Source organism: Halobacillus litoralis, from assembly GCF_004101865.1.
In the GTDB taxonomy this organism is placed as follows: Bacteria; Bacillota; Bacilli; order Bacillales; family Halobacillaceae; genus Halobacillus; species Halobacillus litoralis_A.
The window spans coordinates 2,778,839-2,798,988 of the sequence record NZ_CP026118.1 but is presented as its reverse complement, the minus strand read 5'-3'; the positions used below and the strand labels follow the sequence as shown (position 1 = coordinate 2,798,988).

Below are 20,150 nucleotides of genomic sequence, written 5' to 3'. Positions count from 1 at the left end.
GTTCATTTGAAAATTTCCGGCAGCATCGGACCCACCCATCCCATGACTTTGAAACCTAAATATATGCCTATGATTCCAGCAACCCCAGCAAAAGCTGGCGGGGCTGGGATAGGCAGCTTGAACCCCGCAAAAACGAGCCCAACTATAAATCCTGTCAATAAAGCAATAATGACTTCTTTCATTATTTCCACTACCTTTCAATATGTAATACTGGGCTTTATCTTTTCCCATGCTTTGATTTGTCATGCAATCGTCTTTTTTCAGCTTGACTTCCGCTTCGAGATACATATACACATGCCATGGATATATCTCCGGTTTCTCACGCAAGCATCATTTAATCATACATTACTCACCTAACAAAAAGAACAAAACTCCTCTGAACAAGAATCATGAAGGACTGTATCCCCTGCCCTCAACAAAAAAGAACGCCCCTGCCCATTCAGCAAAGACGCCCTTTTCTTACTATATGTGCTTACATTTGTTTTGGTGCGGAAACACCGATCAATTTCAGGGCATTATTCAATGTTGTACGCACAGCTTTCATCAAAGCGATTCGTGCGGCTGTACGATCTGGATGAGCCTCGTCGAGTACTTTTACCGCATTGTAGAAACTATGCAGATTAGAAGCAAGGTCGAATGCGTATTGAGTCACACGATGTGGTGTACGCTTTTCAGCTGCATCTGCAACGACTTGCGGGAATTCTCCCAACCGTTTCAGCAGATCTTCCTCTTTTTCAGAGGTTAAGTGACTGGCATCAAAAGAATCGCTCCCCAGCCCCTTGTCTTCTGCCTGCTTTAGCATCGTACAGATACGGGCATGTGCATATTGGACGTAGTAAACAGGATTCTCGTTTGACTCTGAGCGTGCCAGATCCATGTCAAAGTCCAGGTGAGAGTCGCTTGAACGCATAGAGAAGAAATAGCGCATGGCATCGATGCCGACTTCTTCCATCAGCTCCCGAAGCGTAACGGCTTTTCCGGTACGTTTGCTCATTTTCACTTTTTCACCGTCTTGGAAGAGATTGACCATCTGGATGATTTCAACCTCCAGGGTATCTTTATCATACCCAAGTGCTTGAATTGCTGCTTTCATTCGTGGAATATAGCCATGGTGATCCGCACCCCAGATGTTGATCAATGTGTCAAATCCACGATCCAGTTTGTTTTTGTGGTAAGCGATATCGGGAGTCAAATACGTGTATGTTCCGTCATTCTTAATCAACACACGGTTTTTATCATCACCGAAACGAGTAGTTTCAAACCATGTTGCCTCATCTTTTTCAAAGACATAGCCTTGGTTTTTCAACACTTGCATTGCATCATCGATCTGCTCACCTTGATAAAGCGATGTTTCAGAGAACCACTCATCGAATGGGACACGGAATTCCTCAAGATCATTTTTGATTTTATCAAGCAGGAACTTCAAGCCGTACTCCCGGAAGAATTGCAGCCGTTCTTCTTTTTCGATATCTGCCCATTTGCCACCGTCACTTTCAATGATTTGTTCACCTAACCCGATGATGTCCCGGCCGTGGTAGGCATCCTCAGGCATCTCCCAATCTTTTCCGAGAGCTTGCATATAACGAGCTTCTAAAGAGAGAGCTAAGTTCATCATTTGGTTCCCGGCATCATTGATGTAATATTCACGGGACACGTCATATCCTGCAGCGTCTAAAACGTTACATAGTGAATCACCGACCGCCGCACCACGCGCATGGCCTAAGTGGAGCGTACCTGTCGGGTTCGCAGACACAAACTCGACCTGGACTTTATGGCCTTTGCCGCTATTTGTGCGTCCGTATTCTTCATCTGCATCTAAGATGGATGGTACCAATTCAGTCAAATACTGATTATTCATGTAAAAGTTGATGAACCCCGGCCCGGCAATTTCAATTTTATCAATCGATGCTTCCGTATGGTCGAACTGCTCGACGAGCTCCGTTGCGATGACTCGCGGATTCTTCTTCGCTACACGTGCAAGCTGCATGGCCATGTTCGTTGCATAGTCACCATGGGTTTTGTCTTTAGGCTGCTCCAAGACGACTTCTGGCATTTCTTCTTCACTTGCGAGTTCAGCTGCTATGACAGAACGCACGATTTCGTTTTTCAACTTTTGTTCCATTTGTTCAACGATATTCATGATTCGCTCTCCTCCTCAAACGTCAATGTCAAGCGGTGTGCTTGGGTCACTTCGTGGTTTAAAGTCATTTTATAACTCAAATAAAGGCGTCCTTGAGTAGATTCCTGCAACGATTGGAAATCCATTTCTTCTGTATATGTTTTCATATGAAAATCTCCATAGGTATGGTGATATAGGTTTTCTGTTTCCATCGACTGTTGGAAAACCTGGCGCATTTCCACGCCGCCGCTGCGCTTAATGCTTACATGTTCCGGCTTGATTGTCACCATTGTGTTGACAGGTTCGCTTTCTTCCGGGTGCTCGGTAAAGGTGAGCACTTGGGTGTCGCCACGCGAGAAAAATTGTCCAGGTCCCTGGATCTCCATCGTCTCATTCCGATCCTCATCCTGGATTTCCGTGACAAGCTGTACCTGGACCTCTTTTGCGTTACTTGGCATCTCTACTCCACCTTTTCTTTCGCCGAATTTTACGTACATGATATAACTAATACATTATAAGAATTCGAATCGAAAAACGCAAGCGAACCATGTATCATTCAAGCAAGCGGCTGACTTGTTCATGAACTTCGTTGATATTTGAAATGTGGTTAGGAATGCTGTAAGCAGCATATACAACCAGGATAGCCAAAACTATCGTCACGTACCACCTGGTGGATAGATGTTTTTTCAGTGGTCTGAGGTTTGGAATGAATAATAGCAATAGAAAGGGAAGCAGAATCCCGATAACCGTTACATCTATTCTCCATTGTTGTTGTTCCGCTGATACTGCTAAGGTATAACGCAGCACGTCATCCATCCGGTCTCCAACACTCACTTCTTCGAGTTCCTGCGATAGACCCTTTTCGATCACCATCATCCCATTGTTGAGCGAGTAACTATAGTTCGAAGGATTCCATTCAGCCCCGAAGGTCAATAAAAGCAGACCGGTCATGACGATTGCATAAGCCAATAGAATCGTAAGTTTCTTTTTATCCAAAACAAAGCGCTCCTTTGTGTCATTTCATGAAAATGTGTTTGTTAACATTATAGTTCCTTTCAAGGGAAAAGAGTCTGATCCACTTCTCGCCCTTATCATAAAGCCAAATACAAAGAACCACTATGATCCCTCACAGTGGTTCTTCCTATTCTATCATTTATTTGACGAACCCTAAAAGCATTTCGCGGACGAATTTGCTCGCTGCAATCGGAGTCTTTTCTGTAGGGTCATAAACTGGCGCGACTTCCACCAGATCTGCTCCTACAATGTCCAACTCACTTCCGGCTATGGCATGGATGCTCGCAAGCAGCTCTTTGGAAGAAATGCCTCCCGCTTCTGCCGTCCCCGTTCCCGGCGCATAAGCAGGGTCGAGCACATCAATATCGACTGTCACGTAGACCGGCCGTCCTGCTAATTCCGGCAAGATTTCTTTCAATGGCTCCAACACTTCGAACTTAGACATGTGCATTCCCGACATTTCAGCAAATTGGAACTCTTCTCTCATTCCTGAACGTATTCCGAAAGAGTAAACATTCTCAGGACCGATCAAACCGCATGCTTTCCGAACAGGTGTGGAATGTGAGAGGACTTCACCTTCGTATTCCTCACGTAAGTCGGCATGGGCATCGATATGAATCAGCGCAAGGTCGGGATACTTGCGGTACATCGCCTTGATGACAGGCCATGTGACTAAGTGTTCTCCGCCCAATCCGAGAGGGAATTTCCCTTTATCCAATAATTCCTCTAAATAACCTTCAATGATGTCCAAACTGCGGGCAGGGTTCCCAAAAGGGAGCAACAAGTCTCCAGCATCATGATAGCGTACTTCCTCAAGGTGTCTGTCCAAATATGGACTGTACTCTTCCAATCCGATCGAAGCTTCTCTGATCCGATTCGGTCCAAAGCGTGACCCCGGACGGAAACTGACGGTCCAATCCATCGGCATGCCGAAAATGACAGCCTTCGCTGCCTCCTCACTCGCCCTGCTCATGATGAACACTTTTCCAGAATAGGCTTCATCAAAACGCATGGATCATCACTCCTTTGTCAGATCTTTTACGAACTTCGGCAAGGCAAAACAAGCTTTATGAATCTCTTCTGTATAGTATTTCGTATCGATCTCGAAGAAACGCTCGTCCGAAACTTGCAGTGGGTGATAGATGTTGCTTCCCATTGTGAACGTCCACAGCCCGCTTGGATAAGTCGGGATGTTCGCGGTGTACACTTTCGTAATGGGGAAGGTCTCTTTGACATCAGCATGGACCTGTTTCATTAAATCCGCTTTGAACCACGGGTTATCCGTTTGCGCTACAAAGATCCCATCCTCTTTCAACGCTTTTGAAATCCCCTCATAAAAACCTCTTGAAAAAAGGCTCACTGCTGGTCCGACAGGTTCCGTAGAATCAACCATGATGACATCGTATTCACGTTCACTTTTTGCAATGTGCATAAATCCATCCGTCACTTTCACTTCCACACGCTCATCATCCAGTGCACCAGCGATGGTCGGCAAATATTTCTTTGAGTATTCAATGACTTTCCCATCAATTTCCACGAGTACCGCTTTCTCGACGCTGGAGTGTTTCAATACTTCCCGGATGACTCCACCATCACCGCCCCCGACTACTAATACTTTCTTGGGACTTGGATGAGTGAATAACGGAACATGGGCGAGCATTTCGTGATAAACGAACTCATCTCTCTCTGTTGTCATGACCATGTCATCTAAGACAAGCATATTTCCCCATTCTTCTGTTTCAAGTATTTCCAAATCTTGAAAATCAGTTTTCTCACTATGGAGCGAACGATTGACTTTCGCTGTAATCCCGAAATGATCGGTTTGTTTTTCGGTAAACCATGTACCCATGTTACATTCTCCTTTCATCTATGGATCTTTCCATTTCATATAAAAATCATACAAGAAGTTTATTTTACTACTTATTCTCCCATAATAATAGCAGTCTTTATAAAAGTGGAACAAATACTTACACATTCATAACAGTGGGGAGTATAAACAGAATGCTATCATTTTTCAGATTTTCATACAGGTGGATGAAGCTTGGTATTAAGCTATCTTTTTTCAGTGCGATTGCTGCCCTCATAGGTGCTGTCGTTGTGCTTATTTTTGCCATCACACAAGGTCCCCCTTCTCTTATGACTGAGCAGAATACCGTCTATTACGGTAAAGATGGCGAAATCATCGGTGAGGACCGCGGGGCAGAAGAGCGATATTGGATTGATATTGAAGATATGCCAGAAGCAATTAAAGAAGCTACTTTAGCCATTGAAGACCGGCGTTTTTATGAACACTTCGGTTTCGATCTTAAACGAATCGCATCCGCTGCCCTGACTGACTTGCGACAAATGCGCATGGCCGAGGGCGCAAGCACGATCACCCAGCAGTATGCACGAAACCTTTACCTTTCTCACGACAAAACGTGGACACGAAAAATTCATGAAGCTTTATATGCTATACGTTTAGAGATTTTCTACAACAAGGATGAGATTTTGGAAGGGTATTTGAACACCATCTATTACGGTCATGGAGCTTACGGGATAGAAGCAGCCAGCCGTCATTATTTCAACAAGAACGCTGGAGACCTCACATTGACAGAAGCGGCTATGCTCGCTGGTGTACCCAAAGGCCCCAGCTACTATTCTCCTTTGACGAATGAAGAAAATGCTGAAACGAGACAGCAGCAGATTCTAGCAGAAATGGAACGCAACGGCTACATCAGTTCTTCTGAGAAAAGAGAAGCGGTGGAAGCAAGTCTTGTTTATTCCACAACTCAAGAATCGGACAATAAAGATACCGCTCCATATTTTCAAGATCAAGTAGTGGAGGAAGCGGCAGAGCTTTTAGGAGTGGACAGGGAGAGTGTTGAAACAGGTGGGTACCATATTCAAACAACCCTGGTGGAAGAACATCAGCAAATTTTAGAGGATAAAGCAAAAAGAAACATTCCTGACGATGATGAAATCCAGGTGGCAGCAGCTGTCATGAACAGCCATACAGGGGCAATCACAGCCTTGATCGGAGGTAAAAATTACGAGGAAAGTCCTTTCAACAGGGCTACTCAAGCAAAAAGGGCGATTGGATCGACCATTAAGCCATTCCTCTACTATGCGGCATTAGCAGAAGGCTATTCTCCTGTGACGATGATCGAAAGTAAACAGACTGAATTTGATATTGAAGGCTCACCAAAGCCATATGAACCGTCTAATTTCAACGACCAGTACGCAGAAAAACCGGTGACCATGGCTCAGGCACTTGCGGTCTCCGATAACATTTACGCAGTATCCACACACCTGGATATCGGACCAGAGAAGCTTGTAGACACCCTTCAGACTTTCGGTATTGAAGAAGACTTGAAGCCACGTGCTTCCCTTGCCTTAGGCTACTCTTCCATCTCTCTCTATGACATGATGAGCGCCTATGGAAAAATGATCAAAGGTTCAGAATCATTAGAAGGACACACCATCAGCAAGATTACTGACCGTCATGATAATGTACTTTACGAATATCAACCGGTTTACAACAAAGATGACTCGATCGATCCGGAGCGAGCCTTTACCATCACCCATATGATGACTGGAATGTTCGATTCGTCGCTTGATGCTGAATATGCTTCCGTGACAGGATCACCAATTAAAGGAAAGCTCACACGGATGTATGGAGGGAAATCAGGAACAACCGACACAGATAGCTGGATGATCGGTTTCAGTCCACAATATTCCTCTGGAGTATGGGTGGGCTATGATAAAGGTGGCCACTCATTAGAGGGGTTCAATGATCATCGCTATGCGAAAGCCATTTGGGCCGACACTATGGAAGCCGTTCACGAGTCCCTCCCAACAGCTGCATTCATTCCACCCCCAGGGGTCAAAGGTGTCTATATTGACCCAGAAACCGGAGCTCTCTCAGGACCCAACTGTCCGCAAGAGCGTTTGGTTTATATGGAAAAATCTGTTATACCTGAGGAAGTTTGTGGCGGAGACGAGAGCAAGGACTTGGAAGATGAATTCAAGAACGATCCATGGTTCAAAGATGTCGTCGACTGGTTCTTCTGATAAGCAAACATTTGAAGTAGATTAAAAAAAGACAAAGAAAACGACCGGCATAACCGGTCGCTTTCTTTGTCCTAGTAATACATGTATAACCCATGTGTTACTTAATATATTACCACGGCTGCTCATTCGTCAAGATTCGCCGTCCCGATTCCATGAATTTTCCATGAACATTTTGTGAACAAAGTTGATTCCATTACAAAATGGAAAGATCTGCAATGTCATCAAGAGCTAAACGAATATTTTCTTTCGTCTTCCAATTCACCCCCGAAACAATTCGATCCACCTTATTCACACGCTCCAGTTTCACTAACACATCTTCATACTCGAACCCGTTGTGAACCCTCATTTTGACTGTCAAGTCATCCTTCAAGGCTCTTTGCATTAAAAAATCAATTTCGACGGCCTTCTGTTCATCGATGATCCCTTTTTCTACGCGCTGGTCCTCTTTCCAAAGTTGTTTCACCATCTCCACATGTTCCGGTAACATAAGCGATGTCCACTTGATCGTTCCCCGATCGCGATTTCGATTATCCATATCGCCCCTCCTGTAATACGAACGTTTGTTCTTATAATACCATAAAACTGAAGGGCGTAAACTGGGAGTTTCAGGAATGATGTCTCAAACGTTGATAATACTCAGATTTAACTCACGATTTTTATTTTCACTTATTTACGGCAATAATCACTTATTTACAGGAATAAATATTCGCAGGCAGGTCATTAATAATTTCCCGCACCAAAAAAGAGCCCCCCCCTTATTCAAAGGCTACTGAAAAACTGCAACGTTATGAGTTATGCATCAAATAAAGAAGCCGAGTTGGACGATTTTATCGTTCAACTCGGCTTCTTTCAATGGACAAGAAAATCACTCTTTTTAGATGGGGCTCTGTCGGGAACAGCGCGAACCGAAAATCCACTTGGTCAAGCAATCTTCTTGACCAGGTTAGCTGAGGCCGTGCCCGCGGCAAACATTCACTGACAAGCGGTCCGTGAGAAGCGACAACAAACTTTAACAGCTCCTCTGGGTTGGGAAGTTTTTTTCAGAGTCCACCCGTATCCAGGGAGTCTCTTCACATTATTCTGCAGCTAAAGAATCTTTCAATTCTTGTCTTGTATTTTCCCATAGATCCGGCTTGAAGTCGCGTAAATAATCTGCGAGAATCCCTTTGGATTTGTCATCAAGGTGATCCAATACGAAATGGCCCTTCAAGGATTTATCCATATGGTTTACATGTTCAGGCATCAACTTGTAACCTCGCTTGATGGAACGGTCAACCACAATCTCACTTGCTGCTACCCCATGATAACAAGGTCTGCCTTCCTGATAATCGACGGTGACCCAGACGATCCAATACAAGAGCCCATTTTTCACTACGTCACGATCTGTAATGAACTTGATCCGCTTCTCTACTTTACTACGGGCATGTAATGCACCCATGTCAACGTAGGCTTCCTCCTCATTCGGATCAACGATGACAGGGGTCATATTTTCAAGACTGATCGATCCTACCCCATAGCCGCCATGGCCGTCTGTAGAGTCATCTTTGATGATGGTGAATTGGTTTTTCTTTTTATCATTTCCTTCACCTTTGCTTTTGAACTGATCAAATTCCTTCATAATGAAGTGATCCTCCTCTTCTTTCCACCTATTATTTTGTCCCATTTTAACATACAAAGCCGGGGAAGTTTTAGAGAAAGCTCTCTCAATCACCTATCGTTTCTTCCAACACTTGATCAAACGTTTGTCCAATCTCCTTAAAAGTCATCTCTTATCCCTTTCCCGGTATGAATCACCTGATACTTTTTGCAGGAATACAAAACGATCTTCACGTGTATCACGAGCAGAGGCCTTGTCTTCTGTACGTCGGGAAAATAACCTTTTGAGCCCATTCGATTTCTCTACAACTACCCCTACCCTTTTCTGTTGTATTTCCTTGATGCCCTGGATGATCAGCTGCATCGATAAAATGATGATAACAAAGCTGAGAAGTGCAGGGATAATCAACCACCAACGCCCTGTCATAAGTGAATTTTTAGCTGCACCAATCAAACCAGACCATTCGTAGGTCGTACTCAAAGGCGGATCTCCCATTAACGGATCATAACTGACTTTGGTACCACCAAAATAAATTTCGAACACACCCAAGTGAATGAAAATAAGCAGCGTCTGAATAAATTGTTGCCCGAAGACAATCCCCATGCGGGGACTCAAGTGTGGCAAGAGGTGCTTCCATAGCAGATGAACGGAACTTCCTCCTAAGACCTTCGTGCTCGTCACATACTCTTCTTTCATAATCAGCTTCATTTCATTCCCGAATAAGGTTACGACTAACGGAACGGCCAAAATGGTCAAAATGATCCCCTGATAGAGTATCCTTTCGGTTTCAGTTGTTGTAAACCCTCCTGGCGGCATCCAAAGTACAGGCCTCAGTAACAAGTAAGCAATAATCGTCAAAGGTAGAAAATGCATCCCATCTACAAGCTTTTCAAATACTCGCTGGACTTTTCCAGGTAAGAAGAATGTGTATGGAATAGCAAGGGCAAAGCCGACAGTCAGACGAAGAAAAGCAATGATCAAAGCAAACAGAATCGTGTATTTCGCCCCCGCAAGAAGTTGGTCGAAGACACTGTACCCTAGAGCATCTGTTCCTAAAAAGACAAATTCCGGTGTATGAGGTGAAGCGCTGACAAGGCGGTCATTCTCATCATAGATTTGAAAATACTGGTCAATCAAGGGATCCGCAGTCATCGAGTAAACTACACTGACAATCACTGTCCCAGCTATTATGATGAAACCGGTCAGGAATTTGATGTTCCTGAAATGGACTCCGAATTCTCTTACCGCCGACTTCAACCACTCTCCGCCACCGCGTTTTACAGACAACGATCCGATGAAACTATTCATTTGGATATTCGCTTCTTCTACCGCTTTATGATCTTTGAATAAGAATAACTCTGTCCCCTGATAAAGAATGTAAAACGGAGTGAACACAAGGAATAAAATGACAGATGAAACCATCGGCCGGAAATCATCCATAAACGCTGTTGTAATCCCATTCATATTAAAAATATACTCAATGATCAACAGACTGGACAAAGTCCCCCAAATGATGATTTTAGAGTGGTAAAAGGCACTCTTGATAATATTTCTCACCACGTGTACAGACAAGATGGACGCTTTCTCAAGCCCTTTCCCTTTCGCCATCTGTACGTAGGGTTTTGTCATCTCTTCTTCCATAAGCATAAGGATGATTTTATACATCATCACCATAGGTAAAACAGCTATGGCTACGATCGGCAATGCATACACTTTCTCTTGGCCTAATGTCGTAAAAGGCATCAACAGAATTTCGGTTTGACGATAAAACCAGACGATAAAAAGCTGTAATGAAAAAGCCAGCAATAAATCAGGGATAGCTTCCAACACACCTAACCCGCGATGTACAATGACTTTTGCCCACTTAGGGAGAAATAGTGTACCAAAAGCCCCTAAGAAAGCAAGAAGGAAACCAAGGAGAATCCCACCGAAGAAAATCGTCATGGAATATTGATAAGGCTCCCATAAATGTTCAATTAAAGGTACAGTATCCCCTTTGTATATGTAATTCCACTCTGATGGCTCCAGAAGAATGCTGAATAGTCCTCTAAGTTCTTGTATGTAATTCCCAACATTCATAAACGCTCCCTGCCTGAATAAGGCAGGTGATGTACTGATTAACAAAATCCCCACTAACCCCAGTAAATAGTAAGCAATGAACTTCCCAGACTTCATCTTTCAACTCCCCCGTATCCCCTGCTTTTTCTTCCTGATATTTTTTGAATTATCAGATATTGTGAAGCAAAAAAAGAGGTGTACAGTTTAAGCACACCTTCATTCTAATATTAATGAATGGATCGCAATTTTTCAATAAATTTCCATCCATCTTCAATATCTTCGTCTGTATAATTTTGAGCACTTTTAACAGTGAACACTTTTTCAGAAATTTCTTCTCTCGGTAAATCTTCAAAAAACAATATCGTAGAGACTAATTCAAGGAAACGAGAGCTGCGTCCGTTCATCTCATCGATTTGCTTGTGCAGCGGCGGGAGGTCCATTTCGTAGTGCTTAAGGAACTCACGTCCACTATCCGTCAATTGATAACGATATTGATAATAGTTCTTCTTCTCTTCTTTTGTTTCAAGTATAAATCCCAAATTGCACATTTCTTCTATCCTCAATGTCAACTCTTCCGAATAGGGTCCATAAAAATGAAATTGATAACGTTCTTCAAAAGGGATTTCACACTTCTTCAGTATGTAAATCATCTTCTGTAGTTTCTTCCGCCCCACAACTTCCTCTGTGCTTGAGAAAAACTGCATCAGCTTCGCATGATTTTCCAACATGGAGGCTCACTCCTTATCCATACAAAATTTCCATAATACGCTTCTTCGTCTTACTTCTGCTTGACATCTCCTCTAAACGATCGAGTGGGAGATAAAGCTTGTGATCTGTTCGTTTCTTTCCTGAGATGGATTCGACAATATCCGAAAGCCTTGAAAGTTCTTTCAACTCCTGGTTTGGTTGAAGTAAATGAATCGGTAACCGTTCTCCCTCTTCCCCGGGACGGTAAAAATCATAAGGAAGGTCCGAACTGGAATCTACGACGAGGTAATAGTCCGGATTCAAACCTGCTTTTTGGAAAAGTTTGTACAATTCCATCCATTCGTTCATCTGGGAGTTAGGATTGAATTCGATGTATTTGAATAAGCGTCTATTCACAAACCGGTGACAAAGGTCACTCAATACCGGGTCATCTTCTTCCATCCACATTTGGAAATAATAAAGAGTGACAGATTCATCTAAAGCCAAATATTCCTTCAACGTTGGTTCTCCTGCGAAGAAGGATAAAAAGTGGATGGGTTTCAACTTGAAGGCATATCCATTTTCATAAAGTTCTTTTGCACGGTGAAGAATCTTCGATAAAATCACTTCTGCACTGCGGGTGACAGGGTGGAAATAGACCTGCCAATACATTTGGTAACGGCTCATGATGTAGTCTTCAACTGCGTGCATGCCACTTTCTTTCACGACGACCTGGTCTTCCATCGGACGCATGACGCGAAGAATCCGTTCCATATCGAAATGACCATAACTGACCCCGGTGAAATAAGCATCCCGTTGAAGATAATCCATTCTGTCGGCATCTATCTGACTTGAGATCAGACTGACGACAAGCTTATTTTCATACGTCTTGTTGATCACATCTGCCACTTTCTTCGGAAACCCTTTTTCTACTTGTCTCAAAATGTGGTTCACTTCTGTGTCACCGAGTAAAATCGCCTGGGTGAAATCCTCATGATCCAGTTTAAATACTTTTTCAAATGAATGGGAAAAAGGACCATGTCCAAGATCATGTAACAAGGCCGCACAAAGACAGAGAAGTCGTTCTTCATTGTCCCAATTTGGTCGATCATTGAAATTTTCGATGATTCTTCTGACAATCTCATAAACACCCAGTGAGTGGTTGAACCGGCTGTGTTCAGCACCGTGAAACGTCAAATAAGAGGTCCCCAGCTGTTTAATACGGCGTAATCTCTGAAATTCAGATGTGCCAATCAAATCCCAGATCACCCGTTCACGCACATGGACATAACGATGCACGGGGTCTTTAAAAACCTTTTCTTCACTTAACTTCTCATCACGATAGGCCATCAGTTTGTCCTTTCTACACGACATTTTCATCTATTATATACCTTAAATGGTGACAAAAAAACATGTTGACAGACAATAAATGACAAATCATCCATCTAGTGCCTGTCTATAAGCTTTTCTAAATGTGTTTATTCGAATTATTATTCTACTAGAAGATTTTACAGACGATCAGACATTCATGCAACAGACAACTTTTGATATAATGAAGTGTGCTGAATGTAAAAAAGGAGAAAAGGAAACTATGAGTACAATTCACGATTTATTAAAACCCCAAACCTATCGCTTCATCGACCAAAGCAACCTCGGACCTGGTTTCTCCGCGTTGCAGTCTTTCGCCATGGATGATGCCTTGTCTATTTCTGTCGGTGAGCGCATGAGCCCGACAACCGCTAGATTATGGGTGCACCATAATACAATTGTGCTCGGCATACCTGACGCAAGACTTCCTTATATCCAGGACGGCATCAATTTTTTGAAGTCTCAAGGATATGAAGTCATCGTACGGAACTCAGGAGGTTTAGCTGTCGTGTTAGATGAAGGCGTCCTGAACTTATCCTTCATCTTCCCTGACTCTAAACAAGTGAACATTCATGATGGATATGATGCGATGGTCACTTTCATCCAATATTTATTTGAAGATTTGACTGATCAGATAAAGGCATATGAAATCACCCAGTCGTATTGCCCTGGCACTTATGATTTGAGTATAGATGGCCGTAAATTCGCAGGTATTTCTCAAAGAAGGGTGAAAAACGGCTCTGCTGTCCAGATTTACTTGGATGTGAGCGGGAGTGGTCGTGAGCGGGCTGCCCTTTTAAAACGATTCTATGAAATAGGAAAACGCGAGCAGGATACACGTTTTACCTACCCTGCTATCGATCCTTCTGTGATGGCCTCTCTGAACGAATTGCTGGGGGTCCATTTGACCGTCGCTGAAGTACGTGACCGGATTTTAATAAAAATCCATGAGCTTTCTGATCAGATTGTGACGGCGCCCCTTGAAGGAGAAGAAATTGAATGGTTCAACAAACGATTTGAACAAATGATAAAACGAAATGAAAAAGCGCTCGAAAACCTCGAGGAATGAGGTTTCTGAGCGCTTTTTACATGTATCTATTTCACAATCGATCCGTAAAAATATTACAGTTTTCTTATACAGATTGGGCAGCTGTTATGATGGCAAGCTTATATACATCATCCGCATTACACCCGCGGGACAGATCGTTCACAGGCTGGTTCAGCCCCTGCAAGACCGGACCTACCGCATCAAAGTTACCCAGGCGTTGTGCAATTTTGTAGCCTATATTTCCCGCTTCAAGACTAGGGAACACAAAGGTGTTCGCTTCTCCTATCAATGGAGAATCCGGAGCTTTCTTCTCCGCTACAGAAGGGACAAAAGCTGCGTCGAATTGGAATTCACCATCAATCAACAGATCAGGGTTTTGCTCTTTAGCGATTTCTAGAGCACCCGTCACCTTTTCTGTTTCTGGAGATTCAGCAGAGCCTTTTGTAGAGAAGCTCAGCATCGCTACTTTCGGATTGATATCAAACAGCTGAGCGGTTTCTGCACTGGCAAGAGCAATCTCAGCAAGGTCTTGACTATCCGGATTAATGTTGATCGCGCAGTCCGCAAATACATACTTCTCTTCATCTCGAACCATGACGAATACACCGGATGTTTTCTTGATGCCAGGTTTCGTTTTGATGATCTGCAGTGCTGGACGTACTGTATCCGCTGTAGAGTGAACCGCCCCACTTACAAGTCCATCTGCTTTCCCCATATAAACAAGCATGGTACCAAAATAGTTACCCTCTTGCAGGATTTCGCGGGCTTTTTCTTCTGTTGCTTTTCCTTTACGTCGTTCGACAAAGCTTGCAACCATATCATCGAATTCAGCATAATCTGCAGGATCAAGGATTTCTGATGCCGAGATGTCGACCTTCAATCCTGCTGCTTTCTGTTCTATTTTTTCTTTATTTCCGACTAGTACAGGTGTTAGCATACCCTCTGCACCAAGTTGACTTACCGCTGTAAGGATACGTTCATCTAAAGCTTCAGGAAATACGACTTTTTTGCCTTTTCCATCAATTTTTGATTTCAAAGTATCAAATAGGTTACTCATGTTCAACCCTCCATTTTTCATTTCTGTTATATATGATAAGACGTTTTGTGTTTAAATGAAAGTAGTTCGAATCAAAATTTATGATTGAAGCGATTTCACTTTCACTTTACCCTATTTGTCCTACGTTAATACTACTTACCTTGAAAGTTGAGCCATTCATTTTCGTGAAGTAAAGACGCTTCACTTCAATGCCCTGCTTATGCGTTTCAGGACTACCAGCGCCTTTCCGCACTTCATTTGGCCGGCTCCTAGGCGCAGTCCTTCGCGACATAAGCCATTCATTTTCGTGAAGTAAGGACGCTTCACTCCAATGCCTTGCTTATGCGTTTCAGGACTACCAGCGCCTTTCCGCACTTCATTACCCCCATATCTTCAATTATGTTATATTTAGGGAGAAAGTTTTCTTATCCAACACTTCAATATAAAAGGAGCGATCGATCCCATGCCAGAAGCAGTTATTACAATGGACGGCTGGTATTGTTTGCATGATTTCCGTACCATCGATTGGACGGCTTGGAAATATGCATCGACCGAAGACCGCGAACAAGCCATTAATGAATTCCATCAGTTAATTGGACGATGGGAAGAAACGGAACAAAATAAAGAAGGCAGTCATGCTTTATATACTATTGTCGGTCAAAAGGCTGACTTCATGATGATGATTCTTCGTCCGACAATGGAAGAATTGAATGAAATTGAAACAGCATTTAACAAGACGAAATTAGCTGAGTTTACAACTCCTTCTTATTCTTACGTTTCTGTCGTTGAGCTTTCAAACTATATGGGCAACACGAATGAAGATGACCCTGAAATTCAGGCACGCTTAAAACCGACACTTCCGAAGTGGAATCATATTTGTTTCTACCCAATGGACAAGCGTCGGCAGGGCAACGATAACTGGTACGTCCTGGAAAAAGATGAGCGGGCTAAACTGATGTATGCTCATGGTATGACCGGACGCCAGTATGCTGGTAAGATTCGTCAAATCATCACAGGTTCCATCGGTTTTGATGATTGGGAATGGGGAGTCACCTTATTCGCACATGATGTCCTTCAGTTCAAAAAGCTCGTTTATGAAATGCGCTTTGATGAAGTGACTTCTCGCTATGGTGATTTCGGTTCTTTCTACATCGGAAATATCCTTAAGCCATCTGCGATTGAACAATTTTTACATGTTTAAACTCAAACAGCCGCTAAGTACCCTTAGCGGCTGTTTTTTTATGTCTGGGAATATCTAAAATAATCTAATCCTCTTCCTCAACCATTTTTCAGAAGAGCGGTCACCAGACATTCTAGAGACCGCTCTTTTTCTGATGTACTCTTGTATATATTTTTAATCATAACTGTACGGGAGGTAAACATATAGTGTTAAAGAACATGCAATCATGCCTTTTATACAAGCGAGGTTGTTATTCCTTACACCAAAGCAGATGTCAAGCTCTTGACGGGACTCAAGAAAACTGAAGGAGAAGAGAAGCCAGGCATGCTTATGGTCGGCAATAAGGGAGTGAACCGCGTAGATATGTATCGTATTGACCTGACTGGTGTCAATACTACGCGGGTTTACCATAGTTCAGGGGGTTTGAGGCTGCACAAAAGAATATTTTCACCAGTACGCATGTAAAGGAACTCACCCAACCGTTCTGACTACCCACGTGTTTATTAAATCCTATATAAGGAGTGATTCAATTGGCACAGAAGAAACCTCAAATGGGAGGTCAGGGCCAAGGCCAGCCGATGTATGGCCAAATGCCTTCCCCGTATTACGGACAACAGAATCCGTATATGTATCAATATCCTACTGGACCGATGGCGAACCAGGGTCAGCCCCAACAAGGCGGTATGCAGTTTCCACAAATGACACAGGGTCAATCCAGTGGCAGCGTCAATCCGCCGAATATGCTTCCTTCTGAACAATCGTACATTGAAAACATCCTGAGATTGAATGCAGGTAAGCCTGCCACTGTATATATGACATTTGAAAATAATGATCAGTGGAATGCGAAGGTTTTTAAAGGGATTATAGAAGCAGCAGGAAGAGACCATATCATTTTGAGTGATCCGCAAACTGGAAAACGTTATTTACTGTTAATGGTTTATCTTGATTACATCACCTTCGATGAGGAGATCAATTACAGCTATCCGTACAATGGCGCTAACTCAGGAGGGGCGCAATCCCGCCCTTGAGAATCATGAAACAAACTCGCTATTTCGATAGCGAGTTTTTCACTATTAAAAGAAAAGGGTGAACCGATGCGACCACCTTATGAGAACTACCAAAAAGCTCAGTTAGGCACCCTGTTACTGGCTGTCCTTTTAGCCATCTTCGGACTGTTTCAACTGGAACATCAATGGATTATCCTGCTCATGTTTTATGTATTGGCAGCCAGCTTCGCATTTGAAGCATTGTTAGAAATAAAAATGCAGCAGAAGGTTAATGGAATGATCCAACTGCTGCGCGCTGTCATCATTTTATTTTTTACGACAATCCTCTACTTTTAAATATGTTTGATGACAGCATATCCAAGCAAGATCCAGCCGATCAAAAATGACAACCCGCCTAAAGGGGTGATCATGGCGAACGTCTTGATCCCTGTAGGAGCATAAATATAAAGGCTTCCGGAAAACAGGAGGATTCCAATCAAGAAAAACCAGCCTGCACCTGTCATTAAACCGGTCTGGATTTTGCTCATCAATAAAGCTGTAACGAACAAGGCCATCGTATGGAACATTTGATAATCAACGGCTTTCCCCCATTGCTCCAGACCCTTTTGTGAAACTTTGCCTTCAAGTCCATGTGCTCCGAATGCCCCTAAGGCTACAGATAGAAAGCCGTTTAAAACAGCTAAAACCAAAAATATTTTCATTACACTTCACCCTTTCTTTAAAAATCAAAAATAGAAGAACCATTCGCCTCTTCATGATCGGCCTTCGTTTCCGGCTCCCGTTTTTCAGATGGTGAATTGTCTGCCCCCATCATCTTACGGATTTCTTCAATGGTCGGCTCTTGCACAGAAGATTCTGATTGCTCCCCATTCGATTCTTGATCAAGCAGCAAATCAGCAAGCAACTTTACTGATCGGACATGTTCCCGAACCTTTTGTTCATTTCCATGTTGAAGCATGGCTTCTTGTATTTCATTGGACATCTTCTTCAAGACGTTGTGGTTAGTAATTGCCATTTTATTTACTCCTTTAAAGTTGGAAGATAAGCATGATTGATAACCCATAAAAAGAAATCAGCTGCCCTTTCCCTTTCTTTGTTACCTATACTGATTTATAGATTCTAGCAGTAAAATTGTACTCTGTCGTAGTTTAACATGACTGGAAGAACTCTGTCCTTTTGTTCATCCATGTTTCAAAAAATGTTCGCGAAAAGAAAACCCCGGCGGATTGCCGAGGTTCGCTCTTTTACAAGAATAATCCAATCTTATTCAAGAAGATCAATAGGATTAACACCGGTGCAACAAACTTAACGATGAAATACCAAAGACTTCCCAAAGGAGAATGTGTCAAATCAGTGGCTTCCAATGCAACAGATCTCTTGAGATACCATCCCATGAGCAAGGCCATGGACAAGCCTCCCAGTGGTAATAAGATATTAGAAGCAATGTAATCCATGGAGTCAAGAATATTTCTTTCGCCGATTGGTGTAACACCCGACCAGATTCCAAATCCCAATGAGACGCCGATCCCCATGACGAACATGATGGAACCCATCAGTACACTTGTTGCGAAGCGTGACCAGCCGAAGATTCTCATGAAAAAGGCTGTCGGTACTTCCAGGATGGATACTGAGGATGAAAGTGATGCAAGCACCAGTGCAAAGAAGAAAACCATGCCGATTATTCCACCGAAGGGCATTTGTTCGAATATACTTGGTAATGTAATAAATACAAGCGGCGGGCCTGAACTCGGGTCAATTCCAAATGCAAAGACGGCAGGAAAAATTACAAGCCCTGAAATGATAGCAAAGAATGTGTCCATGATTCCGATTCCAAGTGCGGCACTCGGCAGCTTGTTTTCTTTTCTCAAATAACTGCCATAGGTAAGCATCGCACCCATTCCCAGGCTGAGTGAGAAAAATGCCTGACCTAAAGCAGCAATATAAATAGACGGTTCACTGAACGCGGCCCAATTTGGCTGGAATAGAAACCTTACCCCTTCTGCTGCACCATCTAATGAAAGGCTGAAGAAAGCTAAACCGATTAAAATCAACGCCAGCAACGGCATGAAGATTTTGTTCGCTCCTTCAATCCCTTTTTTCACACCACTCAAGACGATGACGATCGTCAAAATCATGAAAAAGGCCGTCCATGCAATCGGATGCCACGAATGGCTGATAAATTGACCGAAGGCTCCATCATATCCAACCTCAGGCGATGTAAAGAAAGATCCATTAATATAATTCCAAAGATAGAAAATCGCCCATCCGGCTACGACCGCATAAAAACTCAATATTAAGAACGCACTCGCAATACCGAAGAAACCTGTCAAATACCATGGTGTGCGCGGCGCTAATTTTTGAAAGGAACCGACCACATCACTTTCAGCTTTCCTTCCAATACTTACTTCAGTCAGAAGCAAAGGAACACCAATTAAGAGAACAAAAGCCAGGTACAGTATTAAAAAAGCTCCTCCACCATTATTCCCTGCTACGAAGGAGAACCTCCAAATATTACCTAGTCCAACCGCAGATCCCATAGCGGCTAACATAAACCCAAGCTTCGTCCCCCATTTTTCTCTTGCCATATTTACTCAACTCCTCTCACTCCATTAACCTCTTGAACCGTTTTTTCTCTGTGTCGGTTCATTAAATATTCATCAGCATACCACAGAATGGGCCAGTGTCCATACATATTCTGAAATTTCATATTATTTACAGTCGAAAATCTATATTGGAGGGGTTCCCAGATACTAGATTCTTCTTTTTCCGTGATTTTTCAACAAATTGCATGCACTCTGTACCCGTAGATTTCAAAACTAATGCGGACGGTATTTCTTTCGTTTTAAAGCCATACGCTTCACAAGCTCTTGGAAAATTAGCATTCCAGGTTGTGCGAAAATACTGACACCGAAAACAATTGACCTTTTTCATACCAACCCTCTTTCTATAACATGATATGGTAAAATCATAGCACAGCCTAAGT

At 43.0% G+C, this 20,150-nt stretch carries 21 protein-coding genes; 6 read left to right on the top strand and 15 right to left on the bottom strand.

Annotated features, from left to right (window positions below):
- Window positions 1–2 precede the first annotated feature (2 nt).
- The 6 genes from HLI_RS14050 to speE all read right to left on the bottom strand — a co-directional run bounded on the left by HLI_RS14050 (window position 3) and on the right by speE (window position 4,982).
- A complete protein-coding gene (locus HLI_RS14050) occupies window positions 3–182 on the bottom strand; it encodes a XapX domain-containing protein (protein WP_128525550.1) in 180 nt (59 codons plus the stop codon).
- Window positions 183–472: 290 nt separating this feature from the next.
- The gene (argS, locus tag HLI_RS14045; RefSeq protein WP_128525549.1) at window positions 473–2,140 is read right to left on the bottom strand and encodes an arginine--tRNA ligase; all 1,668 of its coding nucleotides are present in this window, start codon (window positions 2,138–2,140) and stop codon (window positions 473–475) included.
- Window positions 2,137–2,577, bottom strand: a complete 441-nt coding sequence (locus tag HLI_RS14040) for a YwiB family protein (protein ID WP_128525548.1) — start codon at window positions 2,575–2,577, stop codon at window positions 2,137–2,139. Before HLI_RS14040 ends, argS begins: the two co-directional genes overlap by 4 nt.
- 94 nt (window positions 2,578–2,671) lie before the next feature.
- Window positions 2,672–3,115, bottom strand: coding sequence for a hypothetical protein (locus HLI_RS14035; RefSeq protein WP_128525547.1), 444 nt, complete (start codon window positions 3,113–3,115; stop codon window positions 2,672–2,674).
- A gap of 157 nt (window positions 3,116–3,272) precedes the next feature.
- Complete coding sequence (gene speB / locus HLI_RS14030) at window positions 3,273–4,145, bottom strand: agmatinase (protein ID WP_128525546.1); 873 nt, start codon at window positions 4,143–4,145, stop codon at window positions 3,273–3,275.
- A 6-nt stretch (window positions 4,146–4,151) separates the two neighbouring features.
- Complete coding sequence (speE, locus tag HLI_RS14025) at window positions 4,152–4,982, bottom strand: spermidine synthase (protein WP_128525545.1); 831 nt, start codon at window positions 4,980–4,982, stop codon at window positions 4,152–4,154.
- 185 nt (window positions 4,983–5,167) lie between these two features.
- Between speE and HLI_RS14020 the strand changes: the two genes are divergently transcribed.
- On the top strand, window positions 5,168–7,186 hold the full coding sequence (locus HLI_RS14020; protein WP_241655859.1) for a transglycosylase domain-containing protein: 2,019 nt from the start codon (window positions 5,168–5,170) through the stop codon (window positions 7,184–7,186).
- 193 nt (window positions 7,187–7,379) lie between these two features.
- Here HLI_RS14020 and HLI_RS14015 read toward each other — a convergent pair whose 3' ends face one another.
- Complete coding sequence (locus tag HLI_RS14015) at window positions 7,380–7,721, bottom strand: YolD-like family protein (protein WP_128525543.1); 342 nt, start codon at window positions 7,719–7,721, stop codon at window positions 7,380–7,382.
- Window positions 7,722–7,973: 252 nt separating this feature from the next.
- Between HLI_RS14015 and HLI_RS14010 the strand changes: the two genes are divergently transcribed.
- Window positions 7,974–8,165, top strand: coding sequence for a hypothetical protein (locus HLI_RS14010; RefSeq protein WP_128525542.1), 192 nt, complete (start codon window positions 7,974–7,976; stop codon window positions 8,163–8,165).
- Window positions 8,166–8,261: 96 nt separating this feature from the next.
- Here the strand turns inward: HLI_RS14010 and HLI_RS14005 are convergent, their stop codons facing one another.
- The 4 genes from HLI_RS14005 to HLI_RS13990 all read right to left on the bottom strand — a co-directional run bounded on the left by HLI_RS14005 (window position 8,262) and on the right by HLI_RS13990 (window position 12,878).
- On the bottom strand, window positions 8,262–8,804 hold the full coding sequence (locus HLI_RS14005) for a YwhD family protein (RefSeq protein WP_128525541.1): 543 nt from the start codon (window positions 8,802–8,804) through the stop codon (window positions 8,262–8,264).
- Window positions 8,805–8,948: 144 nt separating this feature from the next.
- On the bottom strand, window positions 8,949–10,958 hold the full coding sequence (locus HLI_RS14000; protein ID WP_128525540.1) for an ABC transporter permease subunit: 2,010 nt from the start codon (window positions 10,956–10,958) through the stop codon (window positions 8,949–8,951).
- Between the two features lie 110 nt (window positions 10,959–11,068).
- Window positions 11,069–11,569: a YwgA family protein gene (locus tag HLI_RS13995; RefSeq protein WP_128525539.1), complete on the bottom strand. Its 501-nt coding sequence runs from the start codon at window positions 11,567–11,569 to the stop codon at window positions 11,069–11,071.
- A 13-nt stretch (window positions 11,570–11,582) separates the two neighbouring features.
- Entirely contained in the window at window positions 11,583–12,878 is a 1,296-nt protein-coding gene (locus HLI_RS13990) for an HD domain-containing protein (RefSeq protein ID WP_128526901.1), read from the bottom strand.
- Window positions 12,879–13,119: 241 nt separating this feature from the next.
- On the opposite strand from HLI_RS13990, the gene HLI_RS13985 reads away from it, so the two are divergent.
- Window positions 13,120–13,965, top strand: coding sequence for an octanoyl-[GcvH]:protein N-octanoyltransferase (locus HLI_RS13985; RefSeq protein ID WP_128525538.1), 846 nt, complete (start codon window positions 13,120–13,122; stop codon window positions 13,963–13,965).
- 64 nt (window positions 13,966–14,029) lie between these two features.
- On the opposite strand, the gene pta is transcribed toward HLI_RS13985, so the two are convergent.
- Entirely contained in the window at window positions 14,030–15,001 is a 972-nt protein-coding gene (gene pta / locus HLI_RS13980) for a phosphate acetyltransferase (protein WP_128525537.1), read from the bottom strand.
- Between the two features lie 442 nt (window positions 15,002–15,443).
- Between pta and hemQ the strand changes: the two genes are divergently transcribed.
- The 3 genes from hemQ (at window position 15,444) to HLI_RS13965 (ending at window position 17,503) form a co-directional block, all read left to right on the top strand.
- Window positions 15,444–16,181 (top strand): hydrogen peroxide-dependent heme synthase, encoded by a 738-nt coding sequence (gene hemQ / locus HLI_RS13975; protein WP_128525536.1) that lies wholly within the window; start codon window positions 15,444–15,446, stop codon window positions 16,179–16,181.
- A 509-nt stretch (window positions 16,182–16,690) separates the two neighbouring features.
- Window positions 16,691–17,188, top strand: coding sequence for a spore coat protein GerQ (gene gerQ / locus HLI_RS13970; RefSeq protein WP_241655858.1), 498 nt, complete (start codon window positions 16,691–16,693; stop codon window positions 17,186–17,188).
- Window positions 17,189–17,254: 66 nt separating this feature from the next.
- On the top strand, window positions 17,255–17,503 hold the full coding sequence (locus HLI_RS13965; protein ID WP_128525535.1) for a hypothetical protein: 249 nt from the start codon (window positions 17,255–17,257) through the stop codon (window positions 17,501–17,503).
- Here the strand turns inward: HLI_RS13965 and HLI_RS13960 are convergent.
- The 3 genes from HLI_RS13960 to HLI_RS13950 all read right to left on the bottom strand — a co-directional run bounded on the left by HLI_RS13960 (window position 17,500) and on the right by HLI_RS13950 (window position 19,752).
- The gene (locus HLI_RS13960; protein ID WP_128525534.1) at window positions 17,500–17,868 is read right to left on the bottom strand and encodes a DUF423 domain-containing protein; all 369 of its coding nucleotides are present in this window, start codon (window positions 17,866–17,868) and stop codon (window positions 17,500–17,502) included. The genes HLI_RS13965 and HLI_RS13960 overlap by 4 nt on opposite strands.
- Window positions 17,869–17,885: 17 nt before the next feature.
- Complete coding sequence (locus HLI_RS13955; RefSeq protein ID WP_128525533.1) at window positions 17,886–18,182, bottom strand: YwdI family protein; 297 nt, start codon at window positions 18,180–18,182, stop codon at window positions 17,886–17,888.
- A gap of 229 nt (window positions 18,183–18,411) precedes the next feature.
- Window positions 18,412–19,752, bottom strand: a complete 1,341-nt coding sequence (locus HLI_RS13950; protein WP_128525532.1) for a sodium-dependent transporter — start codon at window positions 19,750–19,752, stop codon at window positions 18,412–18,414.
- Window positions 19,753–20,150: the final 398 nt, after the last annotated feature.